We start from the raw sequence: 15258 nt of genomic DNA, 5'->3' as shown, positions 1-15258 counted from the left end.
CCGCACCATTAGCAGGCCATTTATAAGAGCCTAATAAAATGCGTTTTACCATACCCAATATTCTTACACTTCTTCGGCTGGTATTGATCCCAGTTTTTGTTGTCATATTCTATCTTCCTTACACATGGGCCCCTTTTGTTGCCGCTATGATATTTTGGGTAGCAGGAGTGACGGATTATCTAGACGGTATGCTAGCGAGAAAGCTAGGGCAAACATCAAGATTTGGTGCGTTTTTAGATCCCGTTGCAGACAAAGTGATGGTGGCGACTGCGCTAATCTTGATTACCGAGCATTACGCCAGCATCTGGATAACCATCCCTGCCATTACCATGATTGCACGAGAAATTATTATCTCAGCTCTTAGAGAGTGGATGGCTGAAATAGGTAAACGTTCAAGTGTTGCCGTATCATGGATTGGTAAAGTAAAAACGGTTTCGCAGATGTTCGCTTTATGGGTATTGGTATGGCGTTACGATGATTGGATGGTTTGGCTTGGTTATGGCGCGCTATACGTTGCAACATTCTTAACCTACTGGTCTATGATGCAGTACTTAGCCGCAGCAAAAGATGATCTGCTAAACGAAGAGCATCAGTAATAAACCGCGATCTATCAAGTAAGTGTGATGGCTCAATAGATTGTTTTGACCTATTTTGACGTTTAAATAATCAAACAAATCAAAAATAGAAAATTTGAGTTGACTCAGTAGAGTGAATCCGTAAAATGCCTCCCCGTAGTCAGGAACAAGCTTCCACACTCAAGAAGGCGCGTTGGCAGAGTGGCTATGCAGCGGATTGCAAATCCGTGGACCTCGGTTCGACTCCGGGACGCGCCTCCATATTTTCTTATGAAAATATATTGCGACACTAGCTCAGTTGGTAGAGCGCAACCTTGCCAAGGTTGAGGTCACGAGTTCGAACCTCGTGTGTCGCTCCAAATTTTGAAGCCCCGACAGAAATGTCGGGGCTTTTTACATTTCCAAAGAAGTGACATTCGCTCAGTTAGCAGGGAATCACCTTATTGAGGTGAGTTCTCGCCTAATGTTCTAAAGAAGATAACCTAGTGCGTCACTTCAAAGTGGATAGCCGTATCAGAAATGAGTGGCTGTTTTCTCTTTCCATGACAAGATAGAAAAGTAGGTATTATGACCAGTCTGTTTGGTGCACTGTTTTTTGCTCTTATCGCGGCGGTGGGTAACGCGATGTTTGCTGCCGGCCAAAAAAAGGTCGTTGTTGAAGATGGGCCATTGTCGTTTATGGTCTTAACGTCGGTGATTTGCGTCATTCTTGCGGTTGTTATCTCTCCATTTATTGGCAGTAGTCGATATGGAGAAGTGTTGCGAGAGAACTGGCAGTGGGTAACTATTGGCGGGGTGGGGCTGTTTCTAACTTACTTAGGCTTTTATCTACTTTACTCCCGCTATGGAACCACAAGCTACGTTTTATATGCGGTACTCTCAATACTAACCACCTCTTTGATTGTTGGCCTGTGGCTGTTTAAGGAGACATTCAATAGCTATCATTGGGCGGCATTTGTCTGTGCTCTACTCACCGTGGTGTTATTTTCGTTAGGTAATAAGTACAAACAGCCAGCTCAAGTTGTTAATGAACAAGCGAGTGAGCAGCAAGTGGTAACACAGACGATTGATGTCGAGTCTTAAAGAGACCAAGCTGACTAACTAACCTCAACTCGGGATAAGAAAGTCAAAACTCCATATTTAATGATCAATAAAACAGAGAGAGCGATTAGGCTCTCTCTGTTTGTATCTGCGTGACGCTTATTCTGCTGCGGTAGAGATTAAGCTGTTATCTGAGCCGAAGCTGTTTCTTACGTAGTCATCTGCCGCAGGGTCATTTTCCCAAGTTTCATTATCAATAAGGTAGCGAAATTGAAAACTTGAGTCTTTTGCTAATCTCACTCTTAGTGAATAAGCTTTGTTCTTCTTATTCAGCTTGAGAGGAGCCGCTTCCCAGCCATTAAAATCACCGGCAACTGCAACGCTAGACTCTTCCCCTTGAGGCCATTCAAAAGTTACTTCAACTTCATCTTTGGTCTTAAAAAAACGCTTCTTTAACATCTTATCTTCCTATAAGTACAAAATATAAACATACATTCAAAGGTTAATGTTTAGTGTATTTTTACTGCTAGTTCAAGTCATTTTAATGTAAAAAACATGGTAACTTTATGAAAATTCAGTAGTTACAGAATAATAAAAAAGTTGTTGCAGAGAAGAAATTGATATGAAACCAATGGGTTACTATAAAAAATAGTAGATTATTCTATTTCGCTAACGAATTTCTGTATAATCCTACCAAATTTCAACTTTTGAAATGTTTGCATTCGTTACTTAAGCAAACAGCGATGTTTGACAATTTATAGTCAGTTTCTACCATGGATACTATGTACCTCGGAGATATTGTGCTGTAATTGTTTATAATTATGGTTATCAGCAAGAAAGCGGTAAAAACGATTGAACCTATCTGACTCTACAAAACAGTTATTTACGAATAAACGCTATGATAGTAAAGCGCAGCTTGCTGCTCAGAAAATATCTTTACAGACGACTAAACGTTATTCCCAGTGGTTGGTGAACATGAAGTACGTTGTTGAACAGTCAAATGTCGACAGCTTATTGAGCCAGCAAGGGCAATATAGTGACCCTACCTCAAATGAAGAAAAACACCGAGTAACAGAGATTCAGCGTGACCTATTGGACTGTGAAAGACAGAAAGTGGTTGAGCGTATTGAGAAGATTGAAGAACAGCAGATGATGTTAGATATGGTGGTGAAGAATGTTTCAGTCACCACTGAAAGGTTGATGCTAGAGAAACTGCAAGAGATGAAGCCTGAGCAGTTGTTTCAAGATTTTCCTGATTACGGACATTTCTCCTCATTTGCTTACTCTGCATCATTGAGTTTCTCTCGGCTAGGTTCCTTGGCCACTGAAAGTCCTTCTTTAACAAGTAATGTGCTTGATCTGGTAAGTAACGACAGTTTTTGTAACCTATTAGGTAAGTACCCTAAAAACACAGACGATCCTAAAGTCGCCATCGGATTTATTGGTATCGATAATTGTAAAAAGCTGTTTCCGGTTCTAATGGCTAAGCCGTTACTGAAATGGTCGGATAAAAATACTCGTCTTATCGCACCGAAGTTGTGGCAACATGCGGTGGTGATGGCGAATGTAACCAGAATGCGTTTAGACGATGCTAATTACAAAGAGCCTGATGAAGGCGTACTTATTGGCATGGTTAGAGCCTGTTCTTATTTTGCAATATGTAACCTATTTAGTCAGGTGTTTGAAGAGGCATTAACGTTAGTGATGAGACGGTATATTGCGGATAAGCAGACCGACGAGTATGACTTATGTTCTGAAGTGAGTCCGACTCTGTCTGTGTTACCCAACGTACTGTTTAAACTCGATAAGACGATTTCTCGTAAAGTTGTTGACTATATTGAGTGGGGCCCGCGAGCAGTTCATCTAAAAAATGCGCTTTTAGAAGATATCGAAGAAGTGCCTATTTTGGAGAGAAGTTTGCATGGTGTCGCTCTTGGTCAGGCAAAAGCATTTTCGATTTATGACCTGATGAAGCAGAGTAATGCGTTTGTAGATAAGCATGCGCCTTTCTGGTTTGCTAATGTTCAAATGGATGGTGGGGCTATTAAAGAGGTTGTCGCACGTTCTCCGGGTAAATTGACCCTTTCAATGTAGTTAAAAGGGCGTTTTTGCCACCGTTTAGACTAAAAAATAGTCATACGAATCAAAAGGTCAAAAAATAGGGTTGACTCATTTTCTGAATCCAGTAAAGTACAGCCCTGTTCCGACAGCGATAACATTGTTGACCGGAAAACAAATTTTGAATATTGAATTTAATTCAGTATTAAGATGGTGTCATAACTTTTCAGTTAACAGCATCGCAATAAAGAATTGCGTGCCCTGGTGGTGGAATTGGTAGACACAAGGGATTTAAAATCCCTCGGCGTTCGCGCTGTGCCGGTTCAAGTCCGGCCCGGGGCACCATCTATTAAGTCTACGTTCGCTGAATGTAGCATGCGACACTAGCTCAGTTGGTAGAGCGCAACCTTGCCAAGGTTGAGGTCACGAGTTCGAACCTCGTGTGTCGCTCCAAATTAATGAAGCCCGACCAGAAATGGTCGGGCTTTTTTACATCTAGTGAATTTTAGTGAGACTCGTTCAGTTGATAGAGCGCAACCTTGCCAAGGTTGAGGTCACGCCTTATGTTCAAGAGAAGGGAACCTCGTGTGTCGCTCCAAATTTCTTTAAGTAGAAAGTAGAAAGCCCGATCAGAAATGGTCGGGCTTTTTTGCATCTAGTGAATTTTAGTGAGACTCGTTCAGTTGGTAGAGCGCAGCCTTGCCAAGGTTGAGGTCACGCCTTATGTTCAAGAGAAGGGAACCTCGTGTGTCGCTCCAAATTTCTTTAAGTAGAAAGTAAAAAGCCCGATCAGAAATGGTCGGGCTTTTTTACCTTTTTCAAATGGTGATTATGGGTGATGCGGTAAAAATGAACTCGATTACGCAAACCGCTCAAGACATCCCTGTTCGCTTGAAAATGGGCGTCCTGCCCATTTACATTTGCTCCATCAAGCTTCATTTCTCTCGTTGAGAAAGTGTAGGAATCATATCTAGAACTCATCCAGTTGATAGAGTGTAACCTTGCCAAGGTTGAGGTCACGCCTTTTTACCTTTTTCAAAAGCTGATTATGGGTGATGCGGTAGAAATGAACTCGATTACGCAAACCGCTCAAGACATCCCTGTTCGCTTGAAAATGGGCGTCCTGCCCATTTACATTTGCTCCATCAAGCTTCATTTCTCTCGTTGAGAAAGTGTAGGAATCATATCTAGAACTCATCCAGTTGATAGAGCGCAACCTTGCCAAGGTTGAGGTCACGCCTTTCTACGTTTTTCAAAAGGTGATTATGGGTGATGCGGTAGAAATGAACTCGATTACGCAAATCGTTCAAGACATCTCTGTTCGCTTGAAAATGAGCGTCCTGCCCATTTACATTTGCTCCATCAAGCTTCATTTCTATCGTTGAAGAAATGTAGGAAATAAATCTAGTTGTTATCCAAAGTATAAGTATGAGTAATTGTCATACCTGTAATGACTTTTTATTGTTTCCATTCACCAAGTTATGGTAGTTAAATAAAAGCAATATGCCCGTTAAAACAATGGTTTACTTGGTGTCTCAATGATAAAAATAAGTTTCAAAAAAGCGTTATTGCTCTCTATTTCTTTTCTTGTTGCTGTTTCAGTTGGAACGACAAATTATTTATCGTTTAACCGAGAGAGCAACGCGCTACAAACCTTAATATATGAGTCAACGCAGAAGTTTGTTGAGGTAGAAGCAAAGAAGGTCAACCAGTATATAAAAAGCAAAGAGATAGCGGTTAATAACTTGGCCAATGACTATAAAAGCTTCAATTATAACGACGGTCATGCAGAGCGAATGCGTGTAGCAGGAGTTGCTACCGATGTAATCAATATGATGGTTGCTTTCGAAACAAGTGATTCTTTTGCATCGGCTTCATTTGATGGCTGGATAGATAACAAAAATCCGTCTGATTATGATGCCAGAGTGAGGCCTTGGTATCGTGATGCTAAAAGCTCAGGGAAACTAATATATACGGATGCTTATCATGATATTAGCTCTGGCGTTTATATGGTAAGCATTGCTAAGTATTTTGGTTCAGGTGTTGTTCTTGCGGATGTGTCTTTAGATGTACTAAATAAAACGGTTGAGGATATAACCATTCCTGGAGCCTTAAGCATCATTATTTCTGAGGATACAACGGCTTTAGCCAGTACATCAAATGCGGTAAAGGTGGGCGACAAGCTAAATGATCTTCCTGAGCTTAGAGGTGTTGCCGAATCAGTGGTTAACAATAATTCAACGCTTTTAGAATACGACCTTAAAGGTGTAGAGAAAGTGATGTTCTCTAAACGTATTGAGTTGGGGGAGAAGAGCTGGTATTTACTTATTGCGTTAGATAAGAACATTGTTTTTTCTGCAATTGAAGAAGCAAAATACGAAGCGATTATATCTACGATATTGTACCTAGTAATCAGTATTGTACTGGCACTTTTGGCTATCAACTATTTCTACCGTCCTATTGTTGCCCTAAAATTAATGATTGATAGTCTTTCCCGAGGAGATGGCGATTTAACCCAGCGTCTTGAAGTTAACTCAGATGATGATATAGGCCAGATAGCACAAGGGGTAAATGCCTTTATTGAAAACCTTCAGGCAATGATGCTTGAAATTGAGTCTTCCACGATCAAGCTTCAGCAGGATGTCATTGCACTGACGGCTCAGACTCAGAGCAATGGAGAGATACTCTCAAAGCACGTAATCGAGACAGAACAGATAGTAACGGCTATTGAAGAGATGAACTCAACAGCAGAGACCGTTGCCCACCACGCTTCAGAAACGGCGCAATTTACTTCAGAAGCTAAAAAAATGGGGGGAGAGTCATTGGACGTTGTTAATGATGCTCTGGCTAAGGTCTCATCTTTAATGACGGAGGTTGATGAAACCGCAAGTAATATATCGGACATGAGTGATCAAACCAAAGGTATTGGATCCATTCTTAATGTTATTGGTGATATCGCTGAGCAGACTAATTTACTGGCTCTGAATGCTGCTATTGAAGCGGCAAGAGCGGGAGAGCAGGGTCGTGGTTTTGCCGTTGTTGCCGATGAAGTGAGGACGCTAGCGAGTCGTACACAGGTCAGTACCAGTGAGATAGATAAAGCACTGGATAGTTTAGTGAATGGCAGCAATATCGTTGCCGACTCCATGAGCGCAACTAAAATTACCTGCAATAATACCGCTGAGAGTACAGAGCAGGTAGGTCAACGTATAAATAGCCTTTCCGAGCATATTACAGAGATAAATGATCTAAGTTTACAGATTGCGGCGGCAGCAGAAGAACAAAACAATGTGACTCAAGAAGTAAGCCGAAATATGACATCCATAAACGATATGGTAAATCAGCTAAATGCGAATGGTCAGGAAACGGCGCAGCAAACGAAGAATATTGAACTTATAAATTCGCATCTCACTCAGGTTGTTGAAAAATTTAGATTACGGTAGCCATACTGCGAGTGTTGTTCATCAAAGGTGATCGTGATTAGAAAGTAAATATGCGATCACTTTAGAGCCTAGATTTATCGTTTACCGAAAAGTGCTGACAGAAATGTCGGCATACTTTTTATTACCCTCAAATTGGTTTGGCTTCATCATTAATACCCAGTAACACTTTCATCTTCGCATTTAATTGACTCCTTAAAACGGCAAAGTTAACTTGAACGGATAACAGCAAAATCTGTTATTTGGTTTAGCATCCAGTACATATAACAAGGGCCTATAAGACGCGCTCGCGTCTTTTTTGTGGGCGATGTTCCTGCACATCTAGAAAAAATGTATTCTATGGTGGCTCGGACAGCGGCGATTTCGGTCGCACCAGGACTTGGGACTGGTAATGCTAACGCTGTTCGGGCTATCACCATGGGCGTAGCATTCTCGGAGTGGTAGCAGTCAATTTGTTTTCCCAAGGAGACATCACTATGTCCGTACAAATCTATTCAGAAAAAGATCCCTATACTTTGATTGTTGAAGCCCGTCAGATGTGCGGCGGAATCGCAGCACTGGCTAGCGAAGCCGAAGGCTGTTTAGAAAATCTTACCGGCGATCAACTCTACTACCTGCTTTCCTCGCTAAACGACAAACTCGATGATGCACTGGAAGAGATTGAGCTGTCACAGCCTAAGTTGTTGCAAACGTATAGCCACCGCACAATTGCTTGAGCGATGGTTAATTGATGAAGGATAATCTTTCGCTCTTACATTGAAAATAAATCAGCCCGGTTAACAATAACCGGGCTGATTTGTTATGTAAGTAGTACAAGTTGTTTTTAAATCGCTTGTAGTAGAAAAAGGTCTGCACGGCTTTTAAGGTAACTGTGCAGTGTTAAATATGAGGTTGATTCATACTGAATCTAATTCATGGTATGTCTAGCATGTTGTCGCTCAGCTTGGATTCTTAGAGCCAAGGCTGACTCGTTTTTGCCCCATTGCTTCACAGCGCGACAAAAGCATTGCGCAGTATTGTTAGGAACTCGACGTACTACAAGTTATCTGATTTTGCGTGTGATAAGCTAAATTACTCAATAGAGTGTCCAGTATTGATGGAGAAGATCACTTTGCTTAATACAGTGTTATACACCGTTTGACTAACAATCATGAGAGTCTGTCAGACTATTTTTATAGTTGGGAATTGAGCGATATTAATGTTACTGATAAATAATGTATTTATAAGCGAGATGAGCAATGGAATTAGCAATTTACCTCTATAATTCAAAAGGGGACATATCCAATAAAGGCGAGATTTACAATCTAAAAATAGTTCGTCACTCACCCGCTAGGCTAGCATACGCTGCTCTTGAAAATGCTGCTGAGCACGGATGGGATTCTTGTGTCATTACAGTTACAGAACAATCTCTGCATTCGAATTGTTATATATTTTGCGATGAAAACACAGTATTTAATCTTGCTACTGATGAGGCAACTCGTACAGACATTCAGTGTTGTATGTCCAAGCTTAAAGAGGTTCTAAAATATCAACTGATCCCAGAGCAAGAAACTATAATTCGAGAAAACTATCACCTAAATGGCTTTCTTGAATGCCTGCCTCATTCAAGAAAGGTTATTTTTCTAGATAATCAACAAGAAATCCCTGATTCAATAAAACTAAAATATCACGCAATATCTTCAAAGTCAGAGGCTTCCAAACGAGAACCTGAGATGCCAATGAATGACTCGGTTGTGTTAGATGCAGATGACCAAAAAAGAGCAAATAAATTAGTTCGGATTCTTAATCAACTGAAGCACTACATCACAGTTCCTCATCCAACTAAAAGAGATCAATATTATAATCCGAGCGATTATCCGTATATCACCACCATACCATTCCCTGAGTATGTCCAAATCAAACCAACGTTGACTGATATAAAGGCCGCTGCGAAGTTAAAGTCATTTTTATCCCAACACCCTAGACTTTTAGGTGTGATTGGGGATGAAGGTGATTTTTGGGTGGAGTTCTCAAGTCACGCGTATAGAAGATCTAGCCCCTGCAAACTTGATGATCTGGTGGCAGGTCTTCTTCACAATACCCTTCTATGGGGGGAGAGTGATGCAGCGTTGGCATTTGAAAGGTCTATGGCTTCTCTGGAGATACCAGCAACTGAGGTCTACGTTTTAAATTCGGGTGATTTACCTGCAGGAGAGGTTTGTGCTGGTGTCAGAATTTTAGAGAAATTTCGTAGCTCAAATGATATTTGGAAATTAACCAGTAGAGATCAGGAGAGCGATATCAATAACTCCTATGGCTTTGATTCTTATATCCGAAGATCAATACTCACGATAAGCAGAAACATCAAATTTCATTTTTACGCGCATACCGAGAACTTAGACAATAAAGTAACAGCTACTGGAGAAGGGTTTTCAGTAACTGACTTTCTAAAGTCGCTCTCTCTTGTTGCCAATACCAACCTTCGCTCTCAATTCTCTTGGGTAAAGATCGGCATTGAAGCTGGTTTCGTACCATTTAGCGGGGGGAGTCGCGGCCTGAATGGTGATGTGGATTGTGAAATCAGAAAAGAAGATATCGAGAAAGCCTATGATTTGTCGCGGGTCACTTTGAAAGATGACGTCAAAGAAATATGTGATTATGCTGTTTCACAAAAACTCCGTGCACGAAGTGGCGATTTTCGACACGCCCTAAAAAATATTTTTACAACGCTTGAGCTTATATATATTAAAGACACGGAAAGAGGTAGCAAGAAAGACAAAATTGCACGGCGTATGGCTTGCCATCTTGAAGTTGTTGATTCTAAAGTCATTAGTGAAATAGTAGAAGGACTATATGAACAGCGTACAAAGGCAAACCATAGTGGTGACCTTAAAGTCGATTTCTCAGATAAAATCGTTGTGGATGGTAATAAAGTTATCGTTGGACGACTAGTTGAGCACCTTGAGGTACTCTGCATAAAGGTGATTGAGAAATTGATAAATGAGAATGATCTTACACCACTACAACAGATTATTGACAATGACATAAATAGTCATACTTCGAATAAAACAAAGTTTAGGTCTAAGAAAAATAGTAAGAAGGAAAGATAGGTTACTTGAGAAGCATTTGTGACAGCACTATCTAATTGTGTCAAAGTTGACTCTTCCTTCTGTCTTTACTATATCCAAGCGCATAACAAGCCCATTCAAGCGACCGCCTTCGGCGGCACTATGTGTATACGCGGCTCAGAAGAACGAAAACAATTGATTTAGAGAGGTTAAAGATTAGAAATGCGTTATATCGTGGATTCAAATTATTTGCAGTCGGATGAATTAATAAAAGTTTTATCTAACCCAAATAACGAAGTTGTGCTTTGTGAACAAGTTTCTATGGAGGCACTTAGAAGTGACATGCTCAAATCTTTTAAAATTCTTGCTCGTTACCCGAAGCAAGTTCACGTCTTGAAAAGAAGTCCTAAGATAATGAAGCTGTCACTTAGTTCAAAAGGACTTCAGAAACGATTGATCGACCGTAATGATACCAAGCGCTTCCGAGTGCTTTGTAAAATGATTGATAACCCAACTAAAAGAGATGAATGGTTTAACAATCAAAATAGGTTAATGAAACAAGAATCAGTTCAAGGTCTAGCAACAATTCAAAGCAATATTGAAAAAATGAATCAGCAAATACTGGAGTATTTCTCAAAATTGAGTAAAGCGGAAAAGAAGGCTTTAAGGCGTGGACACCCTTATGATGATGCTACGATATCTTTGATCTTGAAAAATATAGAGAAAATGATATTACAGTTATTTGCAAGTGTTGTTGATTTTTCGAATAAGAGAAACTCCGAGGAATTTTATAACTCATACTTATTCAGAGGCGGTGTATGTCACTACTTCTTAATGCAAGAGCTATATTTATCAGGTGGCTTACCAGATATGAAATCCAAAAAGCTTCTTAACGATGTGCTCGATATGCAAATTGCTGGTTACGCAACGTATTTTGATGGTTTGCTAACTAATGATAATAAAGCACAAAGAATCTACAAAGTTGGGAAGTATTTTATTGAACAAACAGTAAGTGCGTAAATACGCATAACAGAGCATTTAAGAGTGATTCCTCAAGCTTGGCAGTTTCGTTTCGCTCAAGTATAACAAAGCGTGCATCACATCTTAATACGGCGTTTTTCCATACGTGAACTAATCCGCTACGTCCTAAATTAGCAAATCCACTGACACACAAATGTCCAAAGACGAACTAGAAGGTAAGTTGTCCTATAGAAAAATGGACCCGAAACAACTGGCATTTTGTAATTCAGAAATGCAATAAATAGGTTTTAGTTGTTACTAGGTGGAAGGTACTTTAAATAAACAAGCCAGCATTGCTGGCTTGTTTTTTAGTCGAGCTAATCGGATTTTAGATTAACCATTCTTAGGTGGCGTAAATGCAGTAAGCTCAAGCGCAGGGCCAGTGTATTTCTCGATTTTCACCAGTGCAGAGTTTGCAGCGCAGCCATTTGCCAATCGAGAAGAAGGGATATCTACGGTTAAAACATTTGCCCCTCCATTTTTACATAAACCTGTTTCCTTATCTAAGTCAGGCCAGCCCCCTTCATGGATACAGACCGCGCCTTTTTTAATGCCATCGGTGACCAGTGCTCCAACGAGTACTTGTCCTCTGTCATTGTAGGCACGAACAAGATCACCCGTTTTAATTCCCCGAGACTTAGCATCTTCACTGTTAATGGTGATAGGTTCACGGTTTGCAATCGCATAGTCGTCACGAAGCTTTGCATAGTTGAACTGGCTATGCAGGCGATGAGCTGCGTGAGCGGTCATTAATTGAAGCTCATCTTTATTCGCATTGTTATAAAACTCTGTAGGCTCTAACCAAGTAGGGTGGGCAGGGCAATCTTCTAATCCGTACCCCTCTAAAGTTTTAGAGAAGATCTCGATTTTTCCGCTAGGTGTGCCTAGAGGGTTTAGAACAGGGTCTTTACGAAAATCGCCATGACGAACGAATTGCGCGGCTTTCTTATTGTATTTCATCTCAATAAACTGGTTTTCATCCCAGAACTTGCCAAACTTCGGCATACGAATACGAGCGGATTTACCGGCTTTTTGTGCGGCATCATAAAAACCTTTCAACCACGCCATTTCATCTTTACCTTCGGTATAAACTTCGCGACCGCCCGCTTTAATCAGTTCAGCCATATCGGCGAACACATCAAAGTCGTTTCTCGCTTCACCCTCAGGCTCAACCACTTTTTTCATTGGTACTAAGTGTTGGTTACTGTAATCGCCGGTCATGGTCATATCATTTCGTTCAAATGATGTGGTGATAGGCAAAACAATATCGGCATGTTTAGCGGCAGCAGTCCAGTATATTTCTGAAATAACAACCATCTCTGGTTTTTGCCACGCCCTGATCAAACGGTTGGTGTCTTGGTGGTGCGTAAAGTTGCCACCCCCTGCCCACCAGATCATTTTAATATCAGGGAAGGTAAGCTCATGGCCATTGTGCATGTATTTTTTGCCCGGGTTTTCTAGTGCTTCGACAATACGTGCAACAGGGAAACTATTTTTGGCTCCCGATATCGCCCAATCATTGCCAGCAGAAGATCCGCCGCCAATGGCCGCAGAAATTGCAGGAAGTACGCCGGCATCGCGTGTTGGGTTGCCGCCATTGGAGTAGTGGTAAGAGAAACCAAAGCCACCGCCGGGAAGCCCTATTTGACCTAGCATTGCCGCTAATGTTGCGAGCATCCAGTGACGCTGTTCTCCATATTGCTGACGTTGAATACCCCAGCCAGCCATTAACATAGTGCGATTGGCGCTAAACATATCTGCCAACGTTTCCATCTGTTTAGCAGAAACGCCAGTAATCTCTTCTGCCCAAGCGGGTGTTTTTTCAACACCATCACTTTTTCCGAGCAAGTAAGCTTCAAACTTGTCGTATCCAGTGGTGTATTTATTTAAGAACGCTTTGTCGTGTTTACCTTTTTTAATGAGAGAATGAGCAATGCCCATCATCATTGCGACATCCGTGAGCGGACGAGGCGCAATCCATTCGACTGAGTCACCAAGAAACTCAATCGTCTCTGAACGCATTGGATCAATAGCAATAACCGTTTTACCTGACTTTTTAAGCTGATGGAAAAACTCTAATCCACTGCAGTCGGTCGAGCTCCATGCAATTTTTAAGGTGTTGAGCGGGTTCGCACCCCATAATACAACCACGTCTGAGTGTTCAAGCACGACAGGGTGGGTTGTTTGCTGTTCATAAACTTCGATGGATCCCATGACATGAGGAAGAATAACTTGAGCTGCGCCAGTGGAGTAATCGCCTAAATGGCCTGAATAGCCGCCGGCCATACTCATATAGCGTTGCAAAAGAGTCTGAGCTTTATGCAGAACACCACTTGATCGCCAACCATAAGAACCGGCAAATACTGAATCAGGACTGTTTTCTTCACGTATCCGCATATGCTGTTCATGTATCAGCTTGTATGCCTCGTCCCATGAAATGCGAACAAACTCATCATCACCACGAACGCCTTCAGGTTTACTTGGGCTCTGCAAAAAGCCTTTACGTACCATGGGATATTTAATACGAGCTTTGGTATAAACTTGGTCTGGTCCGGTGGTTTGTAAGCTATTGGGAACGGTCTGAGCTAAAGCGTTTGTGGTTGATAGCAGCTTGCCATCCTTAGTGGTACACAGTATCGGTCCCATTCGTCCAGCGGTTAATATACCATTGCCACGTTTATTGGCCGCTAGCGCATTCATTGGTGTAATAGATGTGATGGCAAGTACTCCGCCTGCCATACTGGTTCCTTTTAGGAAACTTCTTCGGCTAATCTTGTTCATTTCTACATCCTTATGTTTAGTGATCACTTGCATCTTTAGCGTGGTGCTGAAAATAGTTCGTTAATAGTTGTAAATCCTCATCGGTAATATCGGTTCTTTCTCCCATTCCTTTTGCAACAGGCGCCCATGCATTCACGGTAAAGTGGTTTGCTGGGATGATCGCGTGGCAGGTTGAGCAGTAGACGTTGTCAAGTTCTTGTGCGTATTGCCATATGGGTTGCTGGCTGTCGAGTACTGGGGCGTCGATCTCTGCGGTTAGCTCTGCGCTTCGCCACTCATTTCCGTACTCATCGGCAACATAATTATCTGTTTTTAGCGCCGCGATACCTTGCTCGGTTAACGTTGCAACAATGGCACGTTGTCCTCTTGCCAAATAGAGAACTTGTTCTGCCCCTTTCATTTGGTAGGCCTGAATGTTGACGACTCTTTTATTGCCGTCAGTACTTAAAACCTTCAGTTCTGTTGTGGGATTAATGGTGCCCAGCTCTCCCATGGAAATGGACTGTATCGGGTAGACCGTTTCTGCATCTTTAGGCGTGCTCTCTGTTGCTGAGATTAAAAGTTCAAAGGCTTCGCTATCCATTTCTGGCTCTGGGGCAAAGTGCGCGACACCTTTGTGGCAATCGATACATGTCTGTTCGTTGTCCACGCCGTATTGGTGCATTTTTACCGCTTCTTTTGTTTGTTCGTAGTTATCCATCGCGTCATAGGTATGGCATGAGCGGCAAGTAGCGGAATCATTTTCTCTAAATTGCTGCCAAACCAGTTCCGCCATCGCCACCCGATGCTCTTCATACTTCTCTTCGGTGTCGATTTTTCCAGTAACGTACTGGTGATAAATATCTTTGGATGCGCGAATTTTAGTGACAAGGTAGTCGATGGGGTCGGATGGAATATGGCAATCTGCGCACTCCGCCCGAATCCCCTTGGCGTTAGAGTAGTGCACCGAACCTTGGTACTCTTCATATGGAATTGCCATGGTATGGCAGGAGAGACAAAACTCTGTACTTGATGTGTAGTGAAAGAGGCTTGCTGCACCTCCTAAGGTTAGCCATCCAGTTAATATACCCAGAATTGCCACTGACATTACGACATATTTTTTTAATGACATATTTCACCGCTTGTATATTTATTGTTCACGGATACTCAATGCTACTACTTTATGGGTAGGAAAATGTGATTGACGTCTATAGACTAATTTTTAACCAAATTGAGTGATTGATTCTTGTTATAAGTCACAATTAACCGTGGATATAAACAAGGCGTTACATATAATAATGATAACTAACCCATTGA

Annotated in this window: 11 protein-coding genes and 5 tRNA genes; 12 read left to right on the top strand and 4 right to left on the bottom strand. The window is 41.6% G+C overall.

Going from position 1 to position 15258, the window contains the following annotated elements; genetic code table 11:
* Positions 1-38: 38 nt before the first annotated feature.
* From pgsA to CHJ_RS08490, 4 genes are all read left to right on the top strand, one after another.
* On the top strand, positions 39-596 hold the full coding sequence (gene pgsA, locus CHJ_RS08505; protein ID WP_171754338.1) for a CDP-diacylglycerol--glycerol-3-phosphate 3-phosphatidyltransferase: 558 nt from the start codon (positions 39-41) through the stop codon (positions 594-596).
* 166 nt (positions 597-762) lie between these two features.
* Positions 763-836 (top strand) — tRNA-Cys (locus CHJ_RS08500).
* A gap of 22 nt (positions 837-858) precedes the next feature.
* Positions 859-934 (top strand) — tRNA-Gly (locus CHJ_RS08495).
* 208 nt (positions 935-1142) lie between these two features.
* The gene (locus CHJ_RS08490; RefSeq protein ID WP_317917456.1) at positions 1143-1658 is read left to right on the top strand and encodes an EamA family transporter; all 516 of its coding nucleotides are present in this window, start codon (positions 1143-1145) and stop codon (positions 1656-1658) included.
* A gap of 117 nt (positions 1659-1775) precedes the next feature.
* Here CHJ_RS08490 and CHJ_RS08485 read toward each other — a convergent pair whose 3' ends face one another.
* Positions 1776-2075 (bottom strand): isoamylase early set domain-containing protein, encoded by a 300-nt coding sequence (locus tag CHJ_RS08485; protein WP_171754336.1) that lies wholly within the window; start codon positions 2073-2075, stop codon positions 1776-1778.
* A gap of 393 nt (positions 2076-2468) precedes the next feature.
* Between CHJ_RS08485 and CHJ_RS08480 the strand changes: the two genes are divergently transcribed.
* From CHJ_RS08480 to CHJ_RS08465, 4 genes are all read left to right on the top strand, one after another.
* Positions 2469-3710 carry an HDOD domain-containing protein gene (locus CHJ_RS08480; protein ID WP_317917455.1) on the top strand — a complete coding sequence of 414 codons (1242 nt, stop codon included), beginning with the start codon at positions 2469-2471 and terminating at the stop codon, positions 3708-3710.
* A gap of 222 nt (positions 3711-3932) precedes the next feature.
* A tRNA-Leu gene (locus CHJ_RS08475) sits at positions 3933-4019 on the top strand.
* Between the two features lie 32 nt (positions 4020-4051).
* Positions 4052-4127, top strand: a tRNA-Gly gene (locus tag CHJ_RS08470).
* 55 nt (positions 4128-4182) lie between these two features.
* A tRNA-Gly gene (locus CHJ_RS08465) sits at positions 4183-4272 on the top strand.
* 372 nt (positions 4273-4644) lie between these two features.
* Here CHJ_RS08465 and CHJ_RS08460 read toward each other — a convergent pair.
* Complete coding sequence (locus CHJ_RS08460; RefSeq protein WP_317917454.1) at positions 4645-4830, bottom strand: hypothetical protein; 186 nt, start codon at positions 4828-4830, stop codon at positions 4645-4647.
* 382 nt (positions 4831-5212) lie between these two features.
* Here CHJ_RS08460 and CHJ_RS08455 point away from each other — a divergent pair, with 382 nt between their 5' ends.
* From CHJ_RS08455 to CHJ_RS08440, 4 genes are all read left to right on the top strand, one after another.
* On the top strand, positions 5213-7117 hold the full coding sequence (locus CHJ_RS08455; RefSeq protein WP_317917453.1) for a methyl-accepting chemotaxis protein: 1905 nt from the start codon (positions 5213-5215) through the stop codon (positions 7115-7117).
* A gap of 473 nt (positions 7118-7590) precedes the next feature.
* Positions 7591-7830 carry a hypothetical protein gene (locus tag CHJ_RS08450; RefSeq protein WP_317917452.1) on the top strand — a complete coding sequence of 80 codons (240 nt, stop codon included), beginning with the start codon at positions 7591-7593 and terminating at the stop codon, positions 7828-7830.
* 522 nt (positions 7831-8352) lie between these two features.
* Positions 8353-10203, top strand: a complete 1851-nt coding sequence (locus CHJ_RS08445; protein ID WP_317917451.1) for a hypothetical protein — start codon at positions 8353-8355, stop codon at positions 10201-10203.
* A 180-nt stretch (positions 10204-10383) separates the two neighbouring features.
* Complete coding sequence (locus CHJ_RS08440; RefSeq protein ID WP_317917450.1) at positions 10384-11181, top strand: hypothetical protein; 798 nt, start codon at positions 10384-10386, stop codon at positions 11179-11181.
* A 333-nt stretch (positions 11182-11514) separates the two neighbouring features.
* Here CHJ_RS08440 and CHJ_RS08435 read toward each other — a convergent pair whose 3' ends face one another.
* The gene (locus CHJ_RS08435) at positions 11515-13962 is read right to left on the bottom strand and encodes a trimethylamine-N-oxide reductase 2 (RefSeq protein WP_317917449.1); all 2448 of its coding nucleotides are present in this window, start codon (positions 13960-13962) and stop codon (positions 11515-11517) included.
* Between the two features lie 16 nt (positions 13963-13978).
* Positions 13979-15073, bottom strand: a complete 1095-nt coding sequence (locus CHJ_RS08430) for a NapC/NirT family cytochrome c (protein ID WP_317917448.1) — start codon at positions 15071-15073, stop codon at positions 13979-13981.
* Positions 15074-15258 lie beyond the last annotated feature (185 nt).

This window comes from Vibrio sp. MACH09 (assembly GCF_033238805.1).
Classification (GTDB): Bacteria; Pseudomonadota; Gammaproteobacteria; order Enterobacterales; family Vibrionaceae; genus Vibrio.
Note: the sequence above shows the minus strand (reverse complement) of the source record. Positions and strands in the feature narration are given on the sequence as shown.

What these genes read in the sequence shown, in the direction of transcription:
- CHJ_RS08460 (WP_317917454.1), bottom strand. Translation starts at nt 4,830, where the DNA reads ATGAAGCTTGATGGAGCAAATGTAAATGGGCAGGACGCCCATTTTCAA.
- CHJ_RS08490 (WP_317917456.1), top strand. Translation starts at nt 1,143, where the DNA reads ATGACCAGTCTGTTTGGTGCACTGTTTTTTGCTCTTATCGCGGCGGTG.
- CHJ_RS08435 (WP_317917449.1), bottom strand. Translation starts at nt 13,962, where the DNA reads ATGAACAAGATTAGCCGAAGAAGTTTCCTAAAAGGAACCAGTATGGCA.
- CHJ_RS08440 (WP_317917450.1), top strand. Translation starts at nt 10,384, where the DNA reads ATGCGTTATATCGTGGATTCAAATTATTTGCAGTCGGATGAATTAATA.
- CHJ_RS08445 (WP_317917451.1), top strand. Translation starts at nt 8,353, where the DNA reads ATGGAATTAGCAATTTACCTCTATAATTCAAAAGGGGACATATCCAAT.
- CHJ_RS08455 (WP_317917453.1), top strand. Translation starts at nt 5,213, where the DNA reads ATGATAAAAATAAGTTTCAAAAAAGCGTTATTGCTCTCTATTTCTTTT.
- CHJ_RS08430 (WP_317917448.1), bottom strand. Translation starts at nt 15,073, where the DNA reads ATGTCATTAAAAAAATATGTCGTAATGTCAGTGGCAATTCTGGGTATA.
- pgsA (WP_171754338.1), top strand. Translation starts at nt 39, where the DNA reads ATGCGTTTTACCATACCCAATATTCTTACACTTCTTCGGCTGGTATTG.
- CHJ_RS08450 (WP_317917452.1), top strand. Translation starts at nt 7,591, where the DNA reads ATGTCCGTACAAATCTATTCAGAAAAAGATCCCTATACTTTGATTGTT.
- CHJ_RS08485 (WP_171754336.1), bottom strand. Translation starts at nt 2,075, where the DNA reads ATGTTAAAGAAGCGTTTTTTTAAGACCAAAGATGAAGTTGAAGTAACT.